Genomic DNA, 24,586 nt, shown 5'->3' with positions numbered 1-24,586 from the left:
AAGCATGTAATTGTTAAGGGAATTTTCTGATATTTAATCAAGGTGCTCAATTGATTTTTGAGTCCTTTTGGTATTTTAATATAATGTTAAAAGTAATTATCTTTAGAAGAAATTCTAAGATAATTACTTTTTTATTTCCATTATAAATATCATATTAATAGTAGTTCATAGTAAAAAAAAAGTGGGTGTATTATAATAGAATGGTGTATAATCATGGATAAAATATGTACAATTTGTGAAGATATAGTTACTTTTGATTTGTAATACTGAAGGCAATATGACTACTTTAAACTAAGATAAGGTGGAAAGTATGGCAAGAGGCAGAAAATTTAATTCAAATGGAGAGCGAAGCAAACAAATCTTACTTGAAAAAGCGATAGAGCTATTTTCTGATAAAGGTTATTATCAGACAAAAATTAGTGACATTGTAAAGGCTGCCAATGTAACACAGCCTACTTTTTATCTGTATTTTAAAAGCAAGGATGCCCTTTATAATGATTTAAATATACAATTCCAAAGTGGATTTTTGGAAGCGCTGGAAAGTCAATCAACTGAAATTGTTGAAAACGGCTTAAAAGGATTTGTCACGCTGTTAGAGCAAAAGTTATTAAACTTGTTCGTTTATATTACGGAAAATCCCAAATTGACAAAAATCGGTTTTATCGAATCAGAGCAATCCCATATAGTGAAAAAACAACTGACACAGCAAATTATCCACCTAATTTATCTTCATGATTGCGACAAAGATTTGCAGATGTATAGTGTGGATATGAAAATAATGATAGACAGCTTAGTCGGATCAATGGAGCGACTCATCATAATTTATTTATTAGAGCAAAAAAGATTACCTGCTGATCTGGCAAATGATATTATACAATTATATTTTTGGAAAACAAAAAAAACGATATAAAAAATCCTCTCAACGATAAAATGTCTATCGATGAGAGGAATTTTTTTACTGGTTTATTTTTATATGCTGATAGTAGCCTTTTTGACCCTTGCTATTTGCATGAATAAGTAGCATATATTCTTGATCTGCTACTAAAGGTTTTGCTGGGGTAACGACAAGTGTTTGCCCTTCAACTTTAGCAGTTATAGATACTTCATTTGCCCCTAAAGCAACTAGTTGAACGTGATCTTTAGCAATTTGTGAAGAAAGAACTGCAGGGATTTTCACACTTACTTTTTCTTTTGTTGCATTACTCTTTGCAGTAGATAACTTTCTATATTTTGGATACTGTTCCTTTAGAGCATCAAAATGTGCTTGGAAAATAGGAGCTGATGTTGTTTGTATATTTGGCTTAACCCCTACTTCGTGAATAATCTGACTAGCAGGTCCTGTAAATTTACCGACTGTTAGCTTTAAATAACTTCCATCATGTAAGGTATAAAAGCCTTGCATAGCACCTTTTCCATAGGTTGTTTCACCATATAATATAGCCGCCTTTTGGTCTTTTAGTGAGGCGGAAAGCATTTCAGAAGCACTAGCACTATAGCGATTCACGAGAATACGAGTATTTTTTGGAAATTTTGTATTTTGGTGAACTGCTGGTATTGTGTAGGAGGCGTGTGCTTCCTCTAATAAATAGGCGATTTTAGCAGATGGGAATAATCCTGTCATTTCTTCCGCTGTTGTCACGTAACCCCCACCATTATTTTGTAAATCCAATATGAACGATGTTGCACCACGTTGTTTTAAGTCAATAAGCGCTTTTTTGACAAGCTGTGCGCCATCTTCAGAAAAGGAAGCCAACGAAATATAGCCAACATGCCCAAACAGTAATTCAGATTGTACATTTGGTAATGTGAATTTTTTTCGTGTAATAGTTTTAGTCGTTGTTGTTTCATTATTATGCTTGATTGTAACCTTCACTTGGGTCCCTTCATTACCGATTAAGAGGGAAGAGGTTTCTTGTGTAGAGCGACCAATAATAGATTCACCATTAACGGCAATGATGATATCTCCAGCCTTAATATCAGCTTCAAAGGCGCCGCTACCTTCAATTACTTGTAAAATATGAATCCCATCTTCGTGTTCTTCAATTATAACACCAATCCCAATTGTTGATAGGTTAATGCTATTCATATAATCCTCAAATTCTTGCTTTGTAAAATAAGTGGAATATGGATCAAGCATCTCCATGATTTCTGAGATGGACGTGGCTTTCTCTAAGTTTCCATCGATTGTTCCAACATAAGTATTTTTAATGATCTCCTTAATTTCCTTCATAAGCTGTTGATCATTACTTGCAGCATGAGTAGCCGTGAAAGGAATTAGAAAGAAGGCTAGAACAAATACAAACGACCACATTAATTTTTTCATTGGACACCTCTTTTCTAGAACTCGAAAAAGGAATGCACCATGCTCATTAGGTGTTTAATGGATGGATACATTTTACAATTGAGTATCTATTTTTTATTATACATGAGCTGTAGGAATTGTGGGGGGATTAAATAAGATAAAAGAATCTGCTTGTTATGAACAGCAAGCAGATTCCAATAAATTATTTTTTTATTTCGCTGAGGCGTTATTAGTTAGCTTATGAATCATAATGCCAATAAATGCGCCAACTATGGCTGGTAAAAGCCATCCTAAATTTTGCTCATACAGAGGCAATGCTTTTAGCATGTTTTCATACGGCGCGATTTCTACCTTCATTTCTTTTAAGCCACCGTAAAGGCTAACAAGGAAAGTTGGAATGAGCGCTAAAATATAAACAATTTGTCCACCTTTAAAGAAATGGTCCGCTAATGATAATACCATCAATACCATCGCCAGTGGATAAATGATTAACAGTACAGGTAAAGATGCACTAATAATTGTTGAAAGACCAACATTTGTAATAGCTGCACTAATAATAGTGAAGACAATCAAAAATGTCTTGTACGAGATTTTTGGGAAGAGCTTGTGGAAATATTGGGCATTAGCAGTTAATAAACCGACAGCCGTTGATATACAAGCTAGTAAAATAGTAGCAGACAAAATAATACTTCCAAAACTACCAAAAAGCACTTCCGCTGATTTTGCAATAATATCTCCGCCATTGGCAGAGGCACCAATTGCAGTGATACTTGTATTCCCAATATGACCGAGTGAGATATAAACAAAAGATAAACCTATAGCTGCAACCACACCAGCAAAAATCGTCGTATTAACTTGCTTTTTCTTATCTGTCATGCCCATATCACGTAAAGCTTGTAAAATAACGATACCGAAAACAAGTGCGCTTAAAACATCCATTGTTAAGTATCCTTGTACAAAGCCTTCAGCAAAAGGAGAGCTAATATATTTTCCTACCGCTTCCCCTGGTTCTCCCATTGGAGAGATAAAGCTTTTGACAGCGAGCAATAAAATAACAAGAAGCAGGGCAGGCGTTAAGATTTTTCCTACTCGATCGACAAGCTTCGAAGGGTTAATAGAAAGATAAAGAATTAAGGCAAAAAATAAAATAGATGTGATTAAAAGCGGCGCCCAATGCCCCTTCAACGCTTCAGGAAGGAACGGTACAATCCCTATTTCATAGGACACAGATCCAGTTCGCGGTACAGCGAAGAACGGTCCAATGGCTAAATAAACAATGGATGTAAAGATTACGCCAAAAGCAGGGCTAACACGATTGGCAAGCAGCTGTAAATCGCCTCCTGCTTTGGCGACAGCAACGATAGCTAATAGTGGTAAACCGACACCTGTTATTAAGAAACCGATCATAGCAACTGTGATATTTTCACCTGCTTGTTGACCTAATAACGGTGGAAAAATAATATTCCCAGCACCCAAGAATAAGGCAAATAATAGCAATCCTACTGCTAAATTTCCTTTGATGAAATGCAAGATGTTTTTCATAAGTATAAAAACTCCTTTAAGATTGAAAAGATAAAACTTTCTAAAAATTTTAAATACAGAAGTGTATGTTATCATAGGAACAAGAATCTGGCAATGAATATATTATTGCAATATAGTCGGATTTTGTCGTATTCTATAGGATTACTAAAATGTTTGAAAAATAGTCAGTATTTCCGATTTTTCATGAAGCAGTTATCTAGTATGATAGACACACAAGGAAATATTCTAGCACGAACGGAGGCAATTTGGTATGCAAAAGACAAAAAAATGGAGAATTCTTGTTTTAAGTACTATCGCAACTTCATTTTTAGCACTACAAACAGCAGAAGCAGCAACTTACACCGTACAAAAAGGCGATACTTTATCCAAAATCGCGCAACATCATCAAGTTACGATTGAGGATATTATGAAGTGGAATAATCTATCGAAAGATACGATTTTTGTAGCTCAAAAGCTTGAAATTCAAAAGCAAACAACGAGTGAGGGGACAAAACCTTCAACCCCATTAACATCTGTCAAACCTACTGCTGGCTCTCATACAGTGGCGAAAGGTGACACATTATCAAAAATTGCAAAGCAATATAATGTGTCAATTAAAGATATACAGGAATGGAACAAGCTTGAGAAAGACATAATTTACATTGGACAAGTATTAAAGATTTCTTCAGGAGCCGTGAAACCCGGGGGCGAATCTATACATAATAATGTGACTTCAGATACGGGCACACCATCCAAAGTGACAGATAAAGATCCTACAGCAAATGGACAAGCTATTTATAAAAAAACAGTTGAAGTGGCAAATACATTGGTTGGGACACCCTACCTATACGGTGGTAATACGCCAGTGGGTCTTGACTGCAGTGGATTTATTTTCTATGCCTTTAATCAAGGCGGATTAAAAATAGGAAGAACAAGTAGTGAGGGGTATTTTAATGGCAACACAACACTTGTGGAAAACCCAGTACCAGGAGATCTAATTTTCTTTGAAAATACATATAAAGAAGGTATTTCTCATATGGGCATTTATATTGGGGATAATAAATTCATCCACGCGGGCACAGATGGCGTAGAAATTTCAGATGTTACTTACACTTACTGGTCTTCTAAACTAGTAGCTTATAAACGTTTTGATAGTGTGAAATAAAAAAGGAGTGATTTTTGCTTACGCAGAAATCACTTTTTATATGACATAAACAAACCCCCTTCTTAACGAAAGAAGGGGGTTTTGATGTTATTGTGTAACACGCGCTGTCCAACGGGAGAGATCAGCATCATTTGCATCAACAAGCTCTGCTGGGAAAACAAATGTCCAAGGCTTAGTTGAGTTTGGTTGTACAGTTAAGATTGGGTCCATTTTAAATGAGCCTTTGGCAATTTGTTTGCCTGTTGCATCAATAATTTCTAATGGCAATTGTTCAAGATTAATTGCTTTATTGTGGCCATTGCGGATAAAGATCGATACATTTAAATTACCATTTTCAGCTAGCTTTGCCTGTAAACCTGTGAAGTTTACCTCTGTTTCGCCTAGCTCTGGTAATGTTTTAACGATTTTTTCAAGCTCCTCTTTTTGAGCTGCTGGTAATTGCTTTTCCCAAGATGGATCAAGCTCTAATTGGTGTCCGCGAAGGGAAACAAGGTTAAAGGCAATTTTCCAGCCTTCTTCAGGAACCTCATCAACTTTGATGGTAGACTTGTCAAATTCGAATACCCATGGACGAGCACTTTCTGCTGGAATTGTGCCAAGTGCTTTAAAATCGAATTTTTTAGATGCTACAAGCTCATCATTTTTATCCATAATGAATAGTTCGATTTCACCTAGCTCAATCGCTTGTGGTAAAGATGAACGGAAAAATGCACGTACTAACCATTTTCGACCACGACCTTCTTCAATACTAATAGAAGATAGAGATAATTGATTTGGTTTCAATGGTTCTAGCTCATTAGCAAGGAAGTTAAAGATATATTTTTGCTCCTGAGGTACGTCCCATTCTGGATGGAAAGAAAGCTTTGTTTCAACATCACGGTTTTCACCTTTATTTGTAGAAACAGTACCTAGCAAGTCTTTTGAGTCAATTGTGTTTTCTTGAACGATTTTGTCTGATTTTTTAAAGAATGAAAATAAGCCCATTATTGTTCCTCCTGCTGTGCTTCAATTGTTTTCATGAAGCTTGTAATTTCTATAATGATTGAACGACGTAGTTCTTGGAAATTTTTACCGAACAATTCCAGTCCTTCACGTTGGTAAATTCGCATCGGATCTTCTTGTTGATAATGACGTAAGCCTATTCCTTCTTTTAAATGCGCCATGGCTTCCAAATGTCTTACCCAGCCACTATCGATGTAGCTAAGCATAACTTGAGGGATAGCTTGAAGTATTTGCTCATTTTCAGAGAATTTTTCGATTTTATTGAGTAGTTCTAGTTCAGATGGTTCGATATCTGCTAGTATCTGTTTAATTCTTCCGACCTCACGATCGATTGTAACAGGCGTAATGAATAGTGAGTTTAATGTTTGCTCCATACGATCATACTCCCATTCGATAGAAGAAACATCTTCTGGTGCAGCATCACGAACAGCAAAATCAACTGTTTCACGTAGCATTTTTTTCAGCTCGCCCATTAAGTCTTCACCAGCTAAAATTTTGTCACGTAATCCATAAAGAACCGTGCGTTGATCATTAATAACATCATCTAGTTTTAAGTTGTATTCACGCATGCCGTATTGAGAACCTTCCACAATGCGCTGCGTACGATCTATAAGCTCCTGCACCTCTTTGTTTTGAATAATGCCATTTTCATCTGTGACCATTTTTGCAGAGAATTTTTCAACTTCTTCTTTTGCGTAACGACGGAACATATCATCTTCAATAGAGAGAATGAAGCGGCTTTCGCCTATGTCTCCTTGACGACCTGAACGACCACGTAACTGATTATCTACACGTCGACTTTCATGCTTTTCTGTACCCATTACATATAAACCACCAAGATCATGCACTTCTTCCCCTAGCACGATATCTGTACCACGACCAGCCATATTTGTTGCTACAGTAATACGACCTTTTTGACCTGCTTGTGAAATAAGCTCTACTTCTTGCTCTACGGTTTTTGCATTGAGTAATTGGAAAGTTAATTTTTCTTTTTTTAGATAATCAGCAACCGTTTCGGACTGTAAGATTGATGTTGTACCAATGAGAATTGGTTGACCTTTTTCATGACGTTTTTTAGTCTCAGCTGCAACATATTTATATTTTGCCTCTTGGGTGCTAAAAATAATATCAGGCTGATCGACACGTTGACGTGGACGGTTGGTTGGAATTTGCACAACTTCCATACCGTACACTTCTCGAATTTCCTTTTCCTGTGTTTTCGCTGTACCCGTCATCCCAGAAAGTCTCGGATACATACGGAAATAGTTTTGAATTGTAATTTGCGCCATTGATTTATTTTCATCCGTGATGGTAACGCCCTCTTTGGCTTCAATTGCTTGATGTAAGCCATCAGAGAGTGAGCGACCTTCTAAAATACGGCCAGTAAACATATCAACAAGCTCAATTTTGTCGTTTTTAACGATGTAATCTACATCACGTTTAAACATGACGTGTGCACGAACTGCTTGAATCACATAATGGAAAAGTGTTTGATGTTCTAAATCATACAGATTATCAATATTGAAGGCAGCCTCAACCTTTTCAATACCTTTGTCTGTTAAGGAAGTAGCTTTTGTTTCTTCATCAAAATCATAATCTTCCTCGACTTTGAAACGTTTGGCTAGCATGGCAGCAATTTGATGTAATTCGTTATTCGATGCCATTTTACCTGCGATAATGAGAGGTGTTTTGGCCTCATCAATCAGGACACTATCTACTTCATCAATAATGGCAAAGTGATATGGTCGTTGAACCTTATCTGCCAAGCTATGGGCCATATTATCACGTAAGTAATCGAAACCGAATTCAGTTCCAACACCGTATGTAATATCTGCGTTGTAAGCTAATTTTTTTTCATCTTGCTCCATCATCGGTACATTTAAACCAACAGTTAAGCCAAGGAACCGATGGATTTGACCAACTAACTCATAGTCTCGTTTTGCAAGGTAATCATTTACTGTGATAACGTGAACGCCTTTACCTTCTAATGCTCGTACATAAGAGGGAAGGGAAGCAACGAGTGTTTTACCTTCACCTGTAGGCATTTCAGCGATATTGCCTTCAGTCAATACAAGACCACCGATAAGCTGTACATCAAAATGACGCATACCTAATACACGCTTTGAGGCTTCGCGTACAACTGCAAAGGCGTCCGGGATGATTGATGTAATAGGCTCACCTTGTTCTAATTGATTTTTGAAAATAAAAGTCATTTCTCTTAATTCAGCATCTGACTTGTTAACATACGTTTCTTCAAGATTATTAATTTGATCTACTATTTTATAGTAGCGCTTTAATTGACGAGCACTAGTTTGCTCTTTGTTACTTTTGAAAATTGAGAACATGAAATATACGCTCCTTTAAAGTTGTCTACATGCTAGACACTTCATTATTTTATCAAATTTTGCGAATGGTGACTACAATTGACTGTATAGGAATCTATGAATGCTAAAATGTACAAAATATTTGTGAAATCGTGGAAAATGTTTAGAAAAAGTATATTTCAATGCTTGTTCATGCTATAATCAATTTGGATTTCAATGTAGATTATTTATTTGAGGAGGAGAGACATGCTTTACGTGTCTTTAATAGCAGCGTTCGTTGCATCCATTTTGTTAACTCCATTAGTGAAACGTTTAGCGTTTAGAATAGGTGCTGTTGATGCACCAAACTACCGAAAAGTACATGCTCGAATTATGCCAAGACTTGGCGGCTTAGCCATTTTCCTTGCGTTTATAATTGGTGTGACGATTTTATATTCATTTTTAATCCATACTAAACATGGTAGTCCCGAATCTTTGTTAGCAATCATTATAGGTGCTTGTATTATCGTTGCCACTGGTGTTATTGACGATATGCGTGAGATTTCTGCCAAGGCAAAGATGATTGGTCAGCTAGGTGCCGCACTAATTGTTGTTTTTGTAGGTGGAATTCAAATTGAAATGGTTAATTTACCATTCTTAGGTACATTAGACTTTGGTTTACTAAGTATCCCATTAACAATTATTTGGATTGTTGGGGTTACAAATGCTATTAATTTAATTGATGGCTTAGATGGCCTAGCAGCAGGTGTTTCTACAATTGCACTCATTACATTAGCAATCATGGCGTTTATTATGAGCAATATGTTTGTTTTAGCGCTAGCAGCCATTTTAGCTGTAGCTTCACTTGGTTTCTTATTTTATAATTTCCACCCAGCGAAAATTTTTATGGGTGATACAGGGGCATTGTTCCTCGGATTTATGATTTCCGTGTTGGCATTACTTGGTTTTAAAAATGTTGCATTCGTAGCTTTAATCATCCCAATTATTATTCTTGGTGTACCGATTTCTGATACATTCTTTGCGATTGTTCGTCGTGTACGCATGAAGAAGAAATGGTCTGATCCAGATAAATCTCACTTACACCACCGTTTACTGGATATGGGCTTTACACATCGTCAAACTGTATTAATTATTTATGGCATCGCGATGATGTTTGGATTAGCAGCGATCATCTTCTCTATGGCAAAATTATGGGGAGCTATTTTACTTGTAGCTGTTATTTTAACAGCCATTGAAATCTTTGTTGAGGTCATTGGGCTAGCAGGTAAAAACTATAGACCATTATTAAACTTTGTACGGATTTTCAGTAAATAAAACGAAAGCAATCATACATTTTGTATGATTGCTTAGACTGTAGATAAACTCAATTTTTTTGAGTTTATCTACAGTCTTTTTTTAATTAAAACCGTCGATTGATGCTAAAGGCGGGGGCGAGCTGCTTCCCTCGCTTTGTTATTGCCACTACTTCGCACCAATCAGCTTCTACATAAAATACTTCATCGTGAACGATTAGAGATGTTAACGATCGATTAATAAGTACCTAAGAAGCATTTAGTACGAAAATGAAAGAAATCGCAACGAATATGGCGTATTGCCAATATAAATCGAAGCCTTTGATTTGTGTTTAAGGTCCATGCATCACAATGTACAGAAAATAACTCATTCAACACCATATATTGGAATTATATTTAGAGGAAGCTGAACATTACGACATTCCTATGACAGCAAACCAATTTATGCAAAGCGCAAAGAGACGATTGAATGTGTCTTTGCGGACGCGAAGCAAAAGCATGGAATGTGATGGACAACGTTAAGAGATCTAAAAAAATTGTCTATGCAGGTGAGGCTTACTTTTGCTGCCAAAGAAACTGGCTACTTGGACGTGCAGCTTAAAAGAGCGCTTCTCAATGCCTTTCTTATTGATAAGCATAAATAGCAATTTTGAGTGAACTATTACTGACGGACATTACCATTATAATGTATAGGAAATGGAAAGGAGGAAAGCTAAAATAGGCTTGTTTAACTAGTTCATGACAGGGTAAATGAAAAGAGCAGTTTAATCTTTGGGGAAGTAATATAAAAAGCCCCTAGACAAGATGGCTTGTCTAAGGGCTTTGGAAAGTCATTACTGGTTATTCAACGGCTGAATTATCATCGCTTGCAGCACTGTCTGTTCCTGAAGTATTGCCACTTGTTAGGCTTGATGAACTTTCATTTCGTCCAAGATGGTTATTGAAGATTTCCTTCACTTCATCTACAGAATCCTGATTTAACTGATAATAATAAATACCAGTAGACATGTCATCTGTACCATCCAATGTTAAAGAGTCGATACGTGGAGCACCTTTTGATAAGTAAGATATGAAGGATTTCATTTCAGTGAATGTCATATCTGTTTTCATGTTATCACCAAGGGCTTTAATGACATCATCATACTTTGTGATGGAACCAACAGAAGCAACTTTTTTGATAATAGCTGAAAGAATTTCTTGTTGACGTTTACCACGCTCAATATCACTATCTTGCTTACGTGTTCTTGCAAGGGCAAGAGCCTCACTACCGTTTAAATGCTGTAAGCCTGGCTGTAAATTGATTGTGAATTTATCAAATTCATCTAATTCGTGTAAAGCATAAGGTACCTCTGCTTCAATACCACCGAGTGCATCGACAACGTCAATGAAGGCATTGAAGTTCATACGCACATAATAGTCGATTGGAATGTCAAATAGTTGTTCTACTGTTTCGATAGTAGTAAGTGTTCCACCCATTGCATGAGCATGAGTAATTTTATCTTTATAACCGACCTTAGGAATATAAACGTAAGAATCACGAGGAATACTTAACATTTTAATTGTATGTGTTTTGTTATTTAACGTAGCTAAAATAAGTGCATCGGAACGTGAGTTTTCAGAACCCTGTCCACGATTATCACTATCATCAACCCCGACAAATAAAATAGATACATTATCATGTACTGGCTCTACTTTTTCTTCTCGCTGAGTAGAAACCTGTCGACCTTCTAATTCCTCGTATGCTGAGTTTGCAGCATGCTCTACCTGTTTTGTAAGGTAAACACCATAAGCCGTTACACAAATCACCAAGCTGGCAACTAATAGTAGTGTAACTTTTATAATTAAGGAAGCTTTAGAAGATCTTTTTTTGTACGGTTTAACAGATCTTTTTTTCATATTAGATATATTCTCCTCTAATTATTGGGAATAATAATGCGATAAAGCTAAATTTTATTCAATTACAATAAAGCAAACGAATGGTCAATAAAAATAGCCTAACAAAAAAATTATACTATGCATATTTAGTTTCGACAATTAAAACTATTTATTTGACAATAAATTCTATAAATTGAGCATCTTCGAATGTAATGGATGCTTGTCCATTTGTGATTTCTGTAATCCAATTTCGGAACTGCTCTTCTTCCTCTTTTAACACAGAAGTAATGATTTCGACACCCTCTAAATACCGTATTTCCTCTAAAGAGTAAGATGAACCTCTTATTTCATTTTCGACTTTCCCTAGCCATGTGTAATCAATGGCTACCTTCATGAAATGATGGAGTTTACGTTCAACTACTTGTGCAGCAATGAGACCCTCTGTTGTCGCTTTCCCGTAAGCACGAATGAGACCACCGCCACCGAGCTTAATACCTCCAAAATAGCGAGTAACTACGACGACCGTATCTTTTAAGCCTTGTTTTTTTAAGACCTCTAACATAGGGACGCCAGCCGTACCACTAGGTTCCCCGTCATCATTCGCTTTTTGAATATGATCATGCTCACCAATAATATAGGCTGAGCAGTTATGTGTTGCATTATGATGCATTTTTTTTATACGATCTATAAAGGAAATTGCATCCTCTTCCGTTTCTGCACGTTCTATATAAGTGAGAAAGCGGGATTTGGAAATAACAATTTCGCTTTCACCATATCCTTTTACTGTTAAATAGTTTTCTCTCATCCGTATCAATCTCCTTTTAATTAGAGTTCTATTCTATAATTTTCGTGTAGAAAAAGCATTAAATTTTAGCATGGTAATGCTATAATGGGTGTAGACTATGGAATATATGAAATTGGTCTATTAAAATAGTGAGTAATCATAAGACATTAGACTGGGGAGTATACTATGTTTTCAAATGATACCTTCGATTTAAAGTCGCTTGATGACATTTTCAATCGAATGTTAGATACAATCATGAGCTCAAAGGATGACATCTTTATTATAAGTGAACAAAGCCGAAGAAGCTTTGAAGATATGCAAAAAGAGCTGGAAATTGTTCGAAAACAAATATCAATTGTAATTGATGAAGGCGATGCTCTGGAAAAAAGTACGCAGCTTGCTAAGCAAAGACTTGTATTAGTAAGTAAAGCTTTTGATAATTATACCGAAGAACAAGTTAGAGAAGCATATGAAACTGCACATGATTTCCAGGTAAAGCTCTCCGTTATTAGAACGCAAGAAAAACAGCTACGCGATAAAAGAGATGATCTAGAGAGAAGATTAAGAGGATTACTCGATACGATTGAACGTGCTGATCATATTGTCAATCAGGTAAATGTCATTTTGAATTACTTAACTTCAGATTTAAAAAATGTTGGTTTAGCGCTTGAACAAGCAAAAATGAAGCAAGATTTTGGGATACGTATTATTGCAGCTCAAGAAGAAGAGCGTAAGCGTTTATCAAGAGAGATTCATGATGGACCTGCTCAAATGCTTGCAAATGTACTAATGCGCACTGATTTAATAGATAGAACGTATCGTGAAAAGGGTATTGAAAATGCATTGGCTGAAATTGCTGATTTAAAGAAAACGGTGCGAAATGCTTTATCTGAGGTGCGACGTATTATTTATGATCTACGACCAATGGCACTTGATGATTTGGGAATTGTTCCGACATTAAAGAAGTATTTATCGACAGTAACTGAATATAATCCAGGTGTTGAAGTTCATTTCCAATCGAGAAGTACAGAAAAACGTATACCTTCAAATTATGAGGTATCCATTTTCCGATTAGTGCAGGAATGCGTAACAAATGCCATGAAGCATGGAAAATGTAAAGACATTTGGGTAAAGCTTGAGTGGTTAAAAGAAGCTGTCAATATCGTTGTGAAAGATGATGGCATTGGCTTTGATCCACAAGTAGTGAAAGACCATTCCTTTGGGATTTTAGGAATGAAAGAACGTATTGAAATTTTAAATGGTACAATCACGATTACTAGTGAAATCAATCGAGGGACAACGGTTTTATTTAAAATACCGTTAGAAGTAGAGTGATGCAATGTTGCAGAAATTTAGGGGGTAAAGACAAATGACAAAGATTATAATTGTAGACGATCACCAGCTATTCCGCGAAGGAGTAAAACGCATTTTAGATTTTGAAGATACGTTTGATGTAGTAGCTGAAGGTGATGATGGTACTGACGTGGTTACGTTATATGCTGAAAACGAACCAGATGTTGTATTAATGGATATTAACATGCCAGGTAAAAATGGAGTAGAAGCAACGTCAGAGTTAATCAATGATTTTCCTGATGCGAAAGTGATTATGCTGTCGATCCATGATGATGAAACATATGTGACACATGCATTAAAATCAGGTGCTCTTGGCTATATGTTAAAAGAGATGGATGCTGATGAAATCGTTGAAGCGATCAAAGTCGTTGCTAATGGTGGATCTTATTTACATCCAAAAGTAACAAAAAACCTAGTAGCTGAGTTCAAACGCCTGTCTGAACACGAAAATAAAGGGAACTTCCACCAAACAGAAATTCGTCGTCCATTCCATTTATTAACTAAACGTGAATGTGAAGTATTACAGCTATTAACAGATGGTCAATCAAACCGTACAATTGGTGAGACATTGTTTATCTCTGAAAAAACGGTTAAAAACCACGTTTCAAGTATTCTACAAAAAATGAATGTTAATGACCGTACACAAGCTGTTGTAACAGCCATTAAAAATGGTTGGGTGGAAGTACGATAAGTGCTAAAACTGTTTTTAAAGGCTACTTTCTATTGAAGTAGTTTTTAAAACAGTTTTTTATTGTTTTTTGGTAATTATTTATAAAGGTTTACGAAATCATGAAGAGGCTATTCACAATTTTGTAACATTGCTAAACGGGACTGTTTATACGTATAAACATGAAAACTAACAGAACGTGCAACATTTTACAAGCAAATGCGTCATAAGAAAGATGTAGCACCTAAATGTTGAAAAAGCACAACAAAATTCCTACTACAGCATTTATATGCTACAATATGCGCGGGAGGTTTTTTGATGTTAAAGAAAAGTTTTCTAGCAGTGTTAATCTTATTCGTATTAACTTTAACTGCATGTGGTAATAAAGAAGAGAAGATGAGTGACGAGGATCGAGAAAAAGTAATAGAAGATGGTACAGTAGGCTTTGAGATGATGGGTGGTAACGTGGAAAAAGCTGAAAATGTGCCAGCAGCAGATGAAAAGGCAATTTTAGCATCTTTCGATGAGTATATTGCTGCATTAAATGCTGAAGAAATCGAGCGTTATATGAAGACAATCTCGAAAAATCCAAAGGGTTTTAAATACGATGAAGAAAAAACATATGCAACAGAAGTATTCGATCAATTTGATATTAAGCGTGATGTAGAAAACGTAACGATTGCTAAATATGAACCAGAAGAGGCTCAGGTATTTGCCAACATGAAAATGCACTCTCTTCAGATTGAGACAAATGTTGAACACGAAAGTGCAGGACGTCAAGTAACAGTCTTTGTGAAGGAAGACGATGATTGGAAGGTTACAAGTGTCTTTTATATTGGTGATGACTCACAGTCTAGTACAGGCAACTAACAGGAGCTATCTTCATTCAATATAAGAATTGAGTGAAGATACGCCTACTATACATAGAAAATGAATGCGAAATGAATAACGAAAACGTGAATCTCACGTTCGTCATTCATTTTACATTCATTTCTTTTTGTTTTCATTCCGTATCCTGTGCGACAGCGAACAAACAACAACAATTGCACCAAGAAGAAATAGATTGTAAACTAAGAATCATAGGAGAGTGGACATGGATGAGGACGGCAATCGTAACAGATAGTACTGCATATCTTTCAGCTGAGGAACGTGCACGCTTAAACATTCACATGATACCTTTAAGTGTTAATATCTCAGGTGAACTATTTGCAGAAGAAGTAGACATCACAGCATCTGAGTTTTACGATAAGGTGCGTGGAGCAAAAGAATTCCCAAAAACAACACAGCCTCCAATCGGAGAATTTGTTGCTCTCTTTGACGAGCTAGCGAAGGATTATGACGAGGTTATTTCGATCCATTTATCAAGTGGTATTAGTGGAACATATCAAGGGGCAGTACAGGCAGGTGAAATGGTAGAAGGCATAAAAGTGCATGCCTTTGACAGTGAAATTTCCTGTGCGGTTCAGGGCTTTTATGTTTTAAAAGCTGCTGAAATGGCGAAAGAGGGCCATTCAGCGCAAGACATACTGGCGGCATTAGCGGACATGCAGCAGTATATCCGTGCTTACTTCATTGTAGACGACTTAGCTCATTTACAACGTGGTGGGCGTTTGTCTTCTGCGGCAGCCTTGATCGGCGGCTTATTACAAGTAAAGCCTGTTCTACATTTTGTAGACAAGGTGATTGTGCCTTTTGAAAAAATCCGAACACGTAAAAAAGCATTAAAACGTGTAGAGGAATTGCTAGCAGAGGATGCGAGAAAGTATGAAGCTATGGACGCTGTTGTCATACACGGCAATTGCCAAGCAGAAGCACAAGAATGGCTAGAGCAATTAGCAGAAGCGTACCCGAACGTAAGTTTTAAATTAAGCTATTTCGGCCCTGTCATTGGCACACATTTAGGTGAAGGATCGATGGGCTTAGGCTGGACAAAAAAATAAAATTTCTATGAGAAGGTCTCTACAGCAAAGTAGAGGCTTTTTTCTATGGAGGGAGAGAAATTATGAAATATAAAGGTTGGCTGTTACCACCAGCATTACGTGATTTCCATGAAGGTCGCATTTGGTTAAAAAATCATTCTCCATATTCATCAGCACATATTGATAACGCAATCGAGCGAAAATATTTTAATTTAATAGAAGGAATTCAAATGAAGCCAGTTATTCGTTGCAATCGCTGCCACAATACAAACCCGCAATTATTCACTCTATTTGATTGCTCAAAATGCCAGCAACAATGTTTATATTGTCGGCATTGTATCAAAATGGGGAGGGTGAGCAGCTGTACGAATTTGATGGTTTGGATTGGTCCTAAAGCCATTAAGACGTACAAGCATTTATTCAAATGGGCAGGGCAATTCACGGAACTTCAACAACAGGCTGCAAATGAAACTTTAGCAAGTGTGACAGCAAAGCGTTCGCATTTAATTCATGCAGTGTGTGGTGCTGGAAAAACCGAGCTGCTTTTTCCAACGGTTTATGATGCGCTAAAGCGAGGGCTACGTGTTTGTATTGCAACACCACGCACAGATGTAGTGTTGGAATTGACGCCACGCTTCCAGCAAGTATTCCCTGAAACTATTATTCATGCATTATACGGTGGTGTCTTACAACAACATGGCTATGCCCAGATGGTTATAGCAACGACCCATCAGCTTTACCGATTTGACAAGGCTTTTGATGTTATCATTGTCGATGAAGCAGATGCTTTTCCTTATACATTTGATGAAACCCTACAAAGAGCAGTAGGAAAGGCTAAAAAAGAACATGCTCCTATTGTATTTGTTACAGCAACCCCATCACCATCATTACTACATGCCTTTCAGCAAGAAAGCTACTCCTTTATTCCAAAACGCTATCACAATCATCCATTGCCAGTTCCTCAAGTGCGTGCTTTATGGGGCTATGATAAAAGCTTCCAGCGAGGTACAATCCCCAAAAGGTTAAAAAAATGGACAGAGGAACGTCTTAGCCAAAAGCAGCCATTTTTAATCTTCTTTCCAACAATCGCCTTAATGAATAGAGCAGAACCCCTTTTTCAGTTGCTAGATGAAAAGATAGTAGCTGTGCATGCAGCAGATTCGGAGCGAAAGGAAAAGGTGCTGAAGCTAAGAAATAAAGAAGTTCCAGGCTTATTAACTACAACTATATTAGAAAGAGGCATTACAATTAGCAATGTACAGGTGGCAGTAATCGGAGCAGAGTCATTGATTTTTACTGCCAGCGCTCTTATTCAAATTGCGGGTCGTGTTGGGCGGGATAGACAATTTCCTGCTGGTGAGGTCTTGTTCTTTCATCACGGCATCACAATAGAGATGGATGAGGCATGTGCAAAAATTGCTTTATATAATAGAAAGGGATTTCCCCAATGAATAAAATAGAATCGCATTGCTTAATTTGCTCGCAGCCGTTGACATCAACCATATCCTGGAAAATTCTGTTAACAAAGCAGTTTTCACCGACTATATGTGATAGGTGTGCTGCTCGCTTTGAACATTCACAGTCAGCTACAGCACTCTATCAGTATAATGACGCGATGAAAGATTACTTACATCAGTTTAAATTTCTTCAGGATGTAGCTCTTGCAAAAGTATTTCGACAGGAGCTTTATGCTCGATTTAGAAAAGAGAAAGCGATGATTCTACCAATTCCCATGCATCCCCTCAAGCAACAGGAGCGTACCTTCTCACACACAGAGGAACTATTAAAGGCAGCTTTTATTCCGTACATTCAGCTATTAGAAAAGACAACAACAGAGACACAAAGCTCCAAAAATAGAGAGCAGCGCATACATGTAGCACCTCTTTTTCGTGTAAAGGTAGGCTCACAAGTAGAGCATAAAGATTACCTTCTTTTTGACGATATTAAAACTACAGGAACAACCATTCAGCATGCCGCAGATGTGCTAATGCAGGCGGGTGCTAAAAATGTCCAATACTTCACATTAATTGAAGGATGAATTTTCCAACGTATTATGTATAATAGATGATGGGTATAGCATTCGTAGATAAGATTTCTTGAAAGAGGAGGAAAAGCAGATGGCTGAGGTTCGTAATTGTCCAAAGTGTAATGAATTTTTTAATTATACAGGGGTCCGAGAAGTATGTCATAAGTGTGCACAATCAGAGGAAGAGCTTTATCAAATCGTTTATCGCTTCCTTCGTAAACGTGAGAACCGTGCAGCAACAGTTGAGCGTATCGTAGAAGCAACTGGAGCAGAAGAGGAGCTATTGTATAAATGGGTTCGTAAAGGCCGCTTGCAGCCAGCCATGTTCCCTAACCTTGGTTATCCATGTGATAACTGTGGTCACCTGACAACCATAGGTAAGCTTTGTACAAAATGTCAAGATGAATTAAAGGCTGACTTACGTACATTTGAAGCAGCTAAGGAATTCCGCGACAGTGTAGAGCAACGCGATCGTGTAACCTATCACGCAGAGCGAAAACGCTAATAACGGGAAGTGTGTTAATTTTAAACAAAATTAGCACACTTTTTTATATGTGAAAACTTAACATTATGTGAGACAATCCGAAATAATAGGAAGATAAGATTTTTAGATGGGGGGTTTCAAAATGAAAATTACATCTTATGGAATTAATGCAGTAAACGCCTATAAAAACCAAGTACGTAACGTTAAATCAGATACAAACAAAGCATCTTTTGCTGATAAAATTGAGATTTCGAAAGCTGCTCAAGATATGAAAAGCGTATCAACATACAGTACAGAGCGAGCTGACCGCGTACAACAGCTGAAAAAAGACATTGATTCTGGTGAATACAAAGTAGATGCTCGCAAAGTAGCAGAGGATATGCTGAAATATTATCGTTTCTAGGGAACAGCAGAAAGGGTGTATAGCGATATGTCTGTAGAAGCGATTAATTCTACATTAACGATGCTAGAAAGAATGCATAAAAGTTTACTTGAACTAGCCTTGAAAAAAACAGAAATCATTAAAGCTGGTGATATCGAAGCTCTAGACCAATTGCTCAAGGATGAGCAGGCACACATAGCGGCCATCGATAAGCTCGAGCAACAGCGTCAGAAACAGGTAACGGACTACCTCGAAGCAAAGGGACTTGCTTCATCTGACAAAACGACTGTCGCAGATGTCATCGAGGCTGCTGACCAACAAGCTGACAAAGCAACCTTATCAGTAGTTCGCGATCGTTTACTGCAAATTATCACTGACCTACGAAAACAAAATGACTTAAATCAAAAACTTGTTTTCCAATCACTACAAATCGTCAACCTAACATTAGATGCTGTAAGACCTCGCACAGAGCAAATGAACTACTCTAGCAACGAGGTTCATGGCACAAATAACATAGCTAAAAAATCATATTTCGATTCACAAGCCTAAAAGGAGGAAGAAAAATGCGCTCAACATTTATGGGCCTAGAAGCAAGTAAACGCGGCCTCTTCGTACAACAAACAGCTTTATACACAACAGGACATAATATTTCCAATGCCAACACATTAGGTTACTCACGCCAACGAGTAAACATGCAGGCGACACCAGGTTTTCCAACAGCCGGCTTAAACCAACCAACTTATCCAGGACATCTTGGTACTGGGGTTGAAGCAAGTTCAATCCAACGTATTCGTAGTGAATTTATTGATCGCCAATATCGTCAAGAGACGAATAAGTTAGGTTATTGGGAATCTAGAACAAATGCCATTTCTCAAATGGAAGATGTTATGAATGAACCTTCGGAATTCGGTTTAGATAAAGCTTTCGAACAGTTTTGGAAGGGACTTGAAGATGTGGGGACGAAGCCTGCAGATGGTGCTTCACGTAAAGTAGCCATTAGTCGTGCGGAGCACTTAGCTGATTCTTTAAATTACCTTGATAAACAGTTAAAAATGATTCAGGGTAATCTTGGAAATGAACTTAATGTTTCGACAACTCAAATTAATACTATCCTTAAACAAATTGCTGCCGTTAATAAGCAAATTCAAGAGGTTGAACCTAGTGGGCATGTACCAAATGATTTATATGATGTGCGTGATACTCTAGTTGATAAACTAAATGAGTATATTCCAGTATCGATTGAACGTATTCCTTCTGGTGGTTTAGCATCAGAGGTTGCAGAAGGAAGCTTAAAAATTACTTTTAAAGGTAATGACGGTGTTATCAGAGATTTAGTAAACGGTAAAGATTTCGCTCAATTTACAGCGATGGGTACAAACGGCACGAAGGTGACTGGCGATGAAATTACAAATTCTTTCTCTGAACTACAATTAACAGGATTGGAATCTTTAGATGCGCATGAAGCGGGTGCTGTCACTAGTGCACAAACGGCAATTAAACAGCAAGACTTTGAAGCATCAAAAGGAAAATTACTTTCACTAATTAATTCGTATGGTTATCAAAGTGCGGGTGGCGATATTAAAGGATACTACACAGAAACTTTACAAAAATTAGATCAATTAGCCAATGCATTTATTAAAGAATTCAATGCGCAACATGCAAAAGGTTATACCCTTGAAGAAAAAGATGCGAATGGAAACATCATAAATCCTTCGAAACCAGGCGGCGTCTTCTTTGAAGGAACTGGTGCTGGTGGAATCAAGGTTAATGAAGATATCTTAAAAAATCCTAACCTTTTAGCAGCATCTTCTGACCCAACAGAAGAAGGAAATGGTAAGAATGCTTACGAACTTGCCAATATGCAACATAAATTATATGCAGATATAGATAATGCAAGCTTACAATCATTCTATCAAGCGATTGTTGGAAAAGTTGGTGTAGATGGTGAAGAGGCATTACGTATAGCTGCGACTTCTGAATCCCAACTTCTGATGGTATCTAATAGTCGCGATGCTGTAAGTGCGGTTTCTTTAGATGAAGAAATGACAAATATGATTACTTTCCAACAAGCGTATAATGCAAATGCACGTATGATTACGGTTGTCGATGAAACATTGGATAAAATTATTAACGGTATGGGCCGAGTTGGTTTATAACAATAGAATCAAGTAAATAATGACCAATTTATCAACCTACAAGAAGGAGGCTTTTTACAAAATGCGTGTAACACAATCAATGCTATCAAATAACATGCTACGAAATTTAAATAACAGCTATGGTAAAATGTCTAAGCTACAGGACCAAATAAATTCAGGTTCAAAAATTACTCGTCCATCCGATGATCCAGTTATTGCAGTAAAGGGTATGGGCTATCGTCGAGATTTAGCTAAGGTAGAGCAATACACTCGTAACACGATTACGGCAAGTAGCTGGTTGGATTCGACAGATGAATCTCTTAACCAGGTTGGTGAGCAAATGAAGCGAGTTCGTGAACTTGTTATTCAAGCTGCCACTGATTCAAATACATCAGAGGATCGTGACAAAATAAAAAAAGAAATTGACCAAATTCGCCAACAATTACAGGATGTAGGAAATACGAATATTGGTGGCAGTTACATATTTAGTGGAACTAGAACTAACGAGCCTTTATTTATTGGTGGAGTCATAAATCCGAATACTAATCAAGAAGGTGTAAAAATAGAAATTTATGATGGTATCCAGCTTTCTGTAAATACCCCAGGGAAAGATTTATTTAATAATATAGATGATATGATGGGGAAAATTTCGGATTTATTAGGCGACCCAACAAAAACAGGTGAAGAAATTGCTAGCATGCTTGGCGGGGTATCCTCAGCTACTACAAATGATGATATTACAGCCATGCATAATAAAGTTTTAGAAGCACAGGCAGATATCGGTGCACGGCAAAACCGTGTAGAAATGATGGAAAATCGACTAGGTATACGTGAGGTTAACGTCACAAAACAACTCAGGGATAATGAGTCTGTCGACTATGCAAAGGCCATTACTGAAATGGTTACACATGAATCTATTCATCAGGCTGCACTTTCAGTAGGTTCTAAAATCATTCAACAAACATTAGTGGATTTTATCCGTTAATATAATTTAGGCGTTTGGACACTTTGTTCAAACGCTTTTCTTGAAAGGAGAGCTAGTATTGTGAGGCTACCACAAATACAAATTCGTACAATCGATGCCAAAATTGATCTTCATATTGGTAAACCACAGCAGCATATTGAACAGCCAAAGGCGACACAGCGTATTGAACAACCAGCCGCTATTTTAGATATAAATACAACGAGAAGTGTTTTGAAAATTGACTCCTCACAGGCAAGAAGAGACATAGGAATGATTGGTCCTTTAGAATCAAGTGCAAATTACGCAGAAAAAGGAAAACAAGAGGCAATAAAAGGAATGGCACGCAGAGCACAAGAGGGACGTCAAATGATGGAGAACGCTGGAAAAGATCAAGGACGGGCAATAGTTCAAAATATAGCTAAACAAAACCACGGTCCACACCGTGTACAATTTAATGTCAAATTTGTACCATCCGTAGGATCAGTCAAAATTAATTACACACCAGGTACAACGGATGTCAATATTCAACGAAGAGAACCAGTAATTGACGCTAAAGTGAACAAACCTATACACGAATACACACCAGGAAAAGTAACTGGTACAATGATACAAAGACCAGATGTTGACATCGATGTCATCATTTAAAGGAGAGTTTATAAATGAAAATTGCTACTAAATTTTTAGGAGAAGTAGAAATTGGTGAACAAGATATCCTTACATTTGAGCATGGTTTACTAGGATTAGAAGAGGAGAAAAAATTTGTTTTGTTACCGATTGATGCAGACCTTCCACTTGCATTATTACAATCTGTTCAGAATAAAGAAATTGGTTTTGTCGTAGCCTACCCTTTTGCATTCAAACAAGATTATAGCTTTGATATTAGCGAAGAAGATCGTGAGCAATTACAAATTGAAAAGCAAGAAGATGTTCTTCCATATGCTATTGTAACATTAAAAGAAGCATTTCAAGACTCTACGATTAACTTGCTGGCACCTGTTATTTTAAATATAGAAAAAAAACGCGGTAAGCAAATCGTTCTTCAAGACAATAAAGCCTTTCCATTACGTTATCCAATGCTACCATTGGAAGGAAGTGCGAAATAATGCTAGTTCTTTCACGAAAAAAAGATGAGTCAATTATGATAGGTGATCAAGTTGAAATAAAAATATTGGCAGTTGAGGGTGACCAAATCAAACTGGGGATTGTTGCACCGAAAACGGTGAAAGTACATCGATCAGAAGTTTTTGAAGCAATCCAAGCGGAAAATAAAGAAGCCCTTTCTGTAACATCAAACTTTTTAGAGCAATTGAAGAAAAAATAATAAGAGATATATGTTTATTTTGAAATAATTACATAAAAAATAAAAAAACTTTCTAAAAAACTATTAAACATTTCCAACTAATTACGATATATAGTTTGTAAGGGGCAGGAAGTACATACATACTACCTAATCCGAAATTCCACACGGATGTGGAATAACACACTAAAAATTCAAGGAGGAATTCCAAATGAGAATTCAACACAACATTTCAGCTTTAAACACACACCGTAACCTTACTTTCAACAACACTCAAGCTTCTAAAAACCTTGAGAAACTATCTTCAGGTTACAAAGTAAACCGTGCGGGCGATGACGCTGCTGGTTTAGCAATCTCTGAAAAAATGCGCGGACAAATCCGTGGTCTTGATATGGCTACTAAAAACGCTCAAGACTCAATCTCTTTAATCCAAACTGCTGAGGGTGCTCTTAACGAAACTCACGCAATCCTACAACGTATGCGTGAATTAGCAGTACAATCTGCAAACGATACAAACGTAACTGCAGACCGTGGAGCGCTTGACAAAGAAGTTACAGCATTAAAATCAGAAATCGACCGTATCGCTAAAAACACAGAGTTCAATACTCAAAAATTATTAGATGGTACATTCTCTGGTAAAAAATTCCATATCGGTGCTAATGATGGCCAATCTATTACATTAAAAATCGGAACAATGGGTACAGCTGGTTTAAAAATTACTGGTAAAATTGATTCTCAAACAGCTGCTGACAAAGCAATTAAAAACTTCAACGAAGCTTTAGAATTAGTTTCTTCTCAACGTTCTGATTTAGGTGCTGTTCAAAACCGTTTAGAGCACACAATCAACAACTTAGGTGCTACATCTGAAAACTTAACAGCTGCTGAATCACGTATCCGTGATACAGACATGGCTAAAGAAATGATGGGCTTCACTAAGAACAACATCTTAATGCAAGCTGCTCAATCTATGTTAGCTCAAGCTAACCAACAACCACAAGGTGTACTTCAATTATTACAATAATTGATTAACTTTTAGCCTAAAATATTAAAAGCTTGAACGAAATTTCGTTCAAGCTTTTTTTAATAAAAAATTT

Annotated in this window: 24 protein-coding genes and 1 pseudogene; 19 read left to right on the top strand and 6 right to left on the bottom strand. The window is 37.0% G+C overall.

Translation table 11 applies throughout. The features are described 5' to 3' along the window. Positions 1–310 precede the first annotated feature (310 nt). On the top strand, positions 311–910 hold the full coding sequence (locus MHI34_RS03890; protein ID WP_342504118.1) for a helix-turn-helix domain-containing protein: 600 nt from the start codon (positions 311–313) through the stop codon (positions 908–910). A 45-nt stretch (positions 911–955) separates the two neighbouring features. Here the strand turns inward: MHI34_RS03890 and MHI34_RS03885 are convergent, their stop codons facing one another. Together MHI34_RS03885 and brnQ are read right to left on the bottom strand one after the other, a co-directional pair. Beyond that, positions 956–2,323, bottom strand: a complete 1,368-nt coding sequence (locus MHI34_RS03885; protein WP_340812561.1) for a S41 family peptidase — start codon at positions 2,321–2,323, stop codon at positions 956–958. 189 nt (positions 2,324–2,512) lie between these two features. Then, on the bottom strand, positions 2,513–3,844 hold the full coding sequence (gene brnQ / locus MHI34_RS03880; protein WP_342504117.1) for a branched-chain amino acid transport system II carrier protein: 1,332 nt from the start codon (positions 3,842–3,844) through the stop codon (positions 2,513–2,515). Between the two features lie 250 nt (positions 3,845–4,094). On the opposite strand from brnQ, the gene MHI34_RS03875 reads away from it, so the two are divergent. After that, positions 4,095–4,988, top strand: coding sequence for a LysM peptidoglycan-binding domain-containing protein (locus MHI34_RS03875; RefSeq protein ID WP_342504116.1), 894 nt, complete (start codon positions 4,095–4,097; stop codon positions 4,986–4,988). A gap of 87 nt (positions 4,989–5,075) precedes the next feature. Here MHI34_RS03875 and MHI34_RS03870 read toward each other — a convergent pair whose 3' ends face one another. Both MHI34_RS03870 and secA2 read right to left on the bottom strand, forming a co-directional pair. After that, positions 5,076–5,972, bottom strand: coding sequence for an accessory Sec system S-layer assembly protein (locus MHI34_RS03870; RefSeq protein ID WP_342504115.1), 897 nt, complete (start codon positions 5,970–5,972; stop codon positions 5,076–5,078). Continuing rightward, the gene (gene secA2, locus MHI34_RS03865) at positions 5,972–8,335 is read right to left on the bottom strand and encodes an accessory Sec system translocase SecA2 (protein ID WP_342504114.1); all 2,364 of its coding nucleotides are present in this window, start codon (positions 8,333–8,335) and stop codon (positions 5,972–5,974) included. Before secA2 ends, MHI34_RS03870 begins: the two co-directional genes overlap by 1 nt. Positions 8,336–8,560: 225 nt before the next feature. Between secA2 and MHI34_RS03860 the strand changes: the two genes are divergently transcribed. Continuing rightward, positions 8,561–9,628, top strand: a complete 1,068-nt coding sequence (locus tag MHI34_RS03860; RefSeq protein WP_036121117.1) for an MraY family glycosyltransferase — start codon at positions 8,561–8,563, stop codon at positions 9,626–9,628. Between the two features lie 356 nt (positions 9,629–9,984). Continuing rightward, positions 9,985–10,263, top strand: a pseudogene (locus MHI34_RS03855) (transposase); the annotation flags it as partial. A gap of 183 nt (positions 10,264–10,446) precedes the next feature. On the opposite strand, the gene MHI34_RS03850 reads toward MHI34_RS03855, so the two are convergent. After that, positions 10,447–11,502, bottom strand: coding sequence for an LCP family protein (locus MHI34_RS03850; RefSeq protein WP_036121114.1), 1,056 nt, complete (start codon positions 11,500–11,502; stop codon positions 10,447–10,449). A gap of 148 nt (positions 11,503–11,650) precedes the next feature. Then, positions 11,651–12,286, bottom strand: coding sequence for a YigZ family protein (locus MHI34_RS03845; RefSeq protein ID WP_036121111.1), 636 nt, complete (start codon positions 12,284–12,286; stop codon positions 11,651–11,653). Positions 12,287–12,451: 165 nt separating this feature from the next. Here MHI34_RS03845 and MHI34_RS03840 point away from each other — a divergent pair, with 165 nt between their 5' ends. From MHI34_RS03840 to MHI34_RS03770, 15 genes are all read left to right on the top strand, one after another. Then, on the top strand, positions 12,452–13,600 hold the full coding sequence (locus MHI34_RS03840) for a sensor histidine kinase (protein WP_036121108.1): 1,149 nt from the start codon (positions 12,452–12,454) through the stop codon (positions 13,598–13,600). Positions 13,601–13,634: 34 nt separating this feature from the next. Next, positions 13,635–14,309 (top strand): response regulator transcription factor, encoded by a 675-nt coding sequence (locus tag MHI34_RS03835; protein WP_036121104.1) that lies wholly within the window; start codon positions 13,635–13,637, stop codon positions 14,307–14,309. A gap of 294 nt (positions 14,310–14,603) precedes the next feature. Next, positions 14,604–15,155: a DUF3225 domain-containing protein gene (locus MHI34_RS03830; protein WP_036121101.1), complete on the top strand. Its 552-nt coding sequence runs from the start codon at positions 14,604–14,606 to the stop codon at positions 15,153–15,155. A 227-nt stretch (positions 15,156–15,382) separates the two neighbouring features. Next, complete coding sequence (locus MHI34_RS03825) at positions 15,383–16,225, top strand: DegV family protein (RefSeq protein ID WP_058843856.1); 843 nt, start codon at positions 15,383–15,385, stop codon at positions 16,223–16,225. Positions 16,226–16,287: 62 nt separating this feature from the next. Next, on the top strand, positions 16,288–17,655 hold the full coding sequence (locus MHI34_RS03820; protein WP_271912389.1) for a DEAD/DEAH box helicase: 1,368 nt from the start codon (positions 16,288–16,290) through the stop codon (positions 17,653–17,655). Then, the gene (locus MHI34_RS03815) at positions 17,652–18,242 is read left to right on the top strand and encodes a ComF family protein (RefSeq protein ID WP_271912390.1); all 591 of its coding nucleotides are present in this window, start codon (positions 17,652–17,654) and stop codon (positions 18,240–18,242) included. Before MHI34_RS03820 ends, MHI34_RS03815 begins: the two co-directional genes overlap by 4 nt. A gap of 79 nt (positions 18,243–18,321) precedes the next feature. Then, a complete protein-coding gene (locus tag MHI34_RS03810; RefSeq protein WP_271912391.1) occupies positions 18,322–18,735 on the top strand; it encodes a TIGR03826 family flagellar region protein in 414 nt (137 codons plus the stop codon). A 121-nt stretch (positions 18,736–18,856) separates the two neighbouring features. Beyond that, positions 18,857–19,117, top strand: coding sequence for a flagellar biosynthesis anti-sigma factor FlgM (gene flgM / locus MHI34_RS03805; protein WP_036121087.1), 261 nt, complete (start codon positions 18,857–18,859; stop codon positions 19,115–19,117). A gap of 27 nt (positions 19,118–19,144) precedes the next feature. Then, on the top strand, positions 19,145–19,645 hold the full coding sequence (locus MHI34_RS03800; RefSeq protein ID WP_058843853.1) for a flagellar protein FlgN: 501 nt from the start codon (positions 19,145–19,147) through the stop codon (positions 19,643–19,645). Between the two features lie 14 nt (positions 19,646–19,659). Then, positions 19,660–21,252, top strand: a complete 1,593-nt coding sequence (gene flgK / locus MHI34_RS03795) for a flagellar hook-associated protein FlgK (protein ID WP_330493572.1) — start codon at positions 19,660–19,662, stop codon at positions 21,250–21,252. A 61-nt stretch (positions 21,253–21,313) separates the two neighbouring features. Next, positions 21,314–22,216, top strand: coding sequence for a flagellar hook-associated protein FlgL (gene flgL / locus MHI34_RS03790; protein ID WP_089934776.1), 903 nt, complete (start codon positions 21,314–21,316; stop codon positions 22,214–22,216). 60 nt (positions 22,217–22,276) lie between these two features. Continuing rightward, positions 22,277–22,840: a DUF6470 family protein gene (locus MHI34_RS03785; RefSeq protein WP_036121075.1), complete on the top strand. Its 564-nt coding sequence runs from the start codon at positions 22,277–22,279 to the stop codon at positions 22,838–22,840. Positions 22,841–22,854: 14 nt separating this feature from the next. Then, positions 22,855–23,298, top strand: coding sequence for a flagellar assembly protein FliW (gene fliW / locus MHI34_RS03780; RefSeq protein ID WP_271912394.1), 444 nt, complete (start codon positions 22,855–22,857; stop codon positions 23,296–23,298). Beyond that, positions 23,298–23,516 (top strand): carbon storage regulator CsrA, encoded by a 219-nt coding sequence (gene csrA, locus MHI34_RS03775; RefSeq protein WP_089934782.1) that lies wholly within the window; start codon positions 23,298–23,300, stop codon positions 23,514–23,516. The genes fliW and csrA overlap by 1 nt, the downstream gene beginning before the upstream one ends. A 187-nt stretch (positions 23,517–23,703) precedes the next feature. After that, complete coding sequence (locus tag MHI34_RS03770; RefSeq protein ID WP_342504113.1) at positions 23,704–24,513, top strand: flagellin; 810 nt, start codon at positions 23,704–23,706, stop codon at positions 24,511–24,513. Positions 24,514–24,586: the final 73 nt, after the last annotated feature.

The organism is Lysinibacillus sp. FSL L8-0126 (genome assembly GCF_038630385.1).
Lineage (GTDB): Bacteria > Bacillota > Bacilli > Bacillales_A > Planococcaceae > Lysinibacillus > Lysinibacillus fusiformis_D.
Note: the sequence above shows the minus strand (reverse complement) of the source record. Positions and strands in the feature narration are given on the sequence as shown.